At 62.5% G+C, this 1,062-nt stretch carries 1 protein-coding gene; it reads right to left on the bottom strand.

Annotated features, from left to right (window positions below):
* Positions 1-86: 86 nt before the first annotated feature.
* A complete protein-coding gene (locus tag EJK15_RS69525; protein WP_138720962.1) occupies positions 87-428 on the bottom strand; it encodes a hypothetical protein in 342 nt (113 codons plus the stop codon).
* Between the last annotated feature and the right edge of the window lie 634 nt (positions 429-1,062).

The raw sequence follows: 1,062 nt of genomic DNA on the forward strand, positions 1-1,062 counted from the left end.
GTGTATAAGAGACAGGGCCCCGCCTGGATCAACAAGCCCAAGACCGAAACACAGAACGAGGACGCCACAGAGAAGTCGACACAGAATTAGCCCAGCTCAACTGCCTTGATCAAATTGACAGGTACCGCAACCCGCTCCGCTCCGACGCCGGAAGGCTCACCGCAACCGAACTCATCACCGAATCGGGCCTTCGCCGCGATGTCGTCTACGAACACCGTGCCCTCGTCGACGGCTTCAAGGCCAAGGCACGGATGCAACGCAAGACCCCTACCAGCATGCAAGAGCTGACCGACCGCTGCGCGGAACTCAATCAGGTGCTCACCTCCGTCAAAGCTGACCTTCAACGCGAGAGAGCGATCAGCGCCCACCTCCGCCGCATCGTCGCCGAACTCTCCATCGAACTCCACCAGGCCCGCGCCGAAGCCCACAGCAACGCGAACGTCACCCGACTCAGCCCCGCCAGGTAGGCGACCGAGATACACCGGAAACGGGGTGCCAGTAAGACGACCGGGACCACGCGGTACGCCACGGATGATCATCGCCCGGCTGAAGAGAGAAGGAATCCCACCGCTCGCCGCACGAAGCGGAACCTGGCTTCAACTCGTCCGTGAGGCCCCACCCTCCGTGCTCGCACAAGCCCTCGGTGACTTCGTCACGATCACGGCCATGCGGTATCGGGGTTGAGGAACCTGCGGACAGCCGTTGGCGGTACCCGCGAGTAACTTAGCTGGACGCTTCGGCAGGTCGTCCTGCGGTTGATCATTTCCGTTCAAGATCTGGACTTGTGGCGTGTTTCCGGTTGTTACCGGGCGCTAGGTGGTGTGCCTACGGTCGTCGGTCATGCCTGCGGAGTTTTTGTCTGATGAGCAGAGGTCGGCGTACGCGAGGTTCAGCGAGATGCCGTCGCTGCCGGACACGAATCGCATCGGATGCACCTGATCGAAGCCAGCGCGACCGTGACACAACCATGACACGGCGCGGACGGAGCGGGGACGCCGGCGGCTGATAGTGGATCGCGTCGTTGATCGGCGGGCGGGTCGCGGAGCGTGTGGTAAATCCCGG

It is taken from the genome of Nonomuraea basaltis (assembly GCF_005893125.1).
In the GTDB taxonomy this organism is placed as follows: domain Bacteria; phylum Actinomycetota; class Actinomycetes; order Streptosporangiales; family Streptosporangiaceae; genus Nonomuraea; species Nonomuraea basaltis.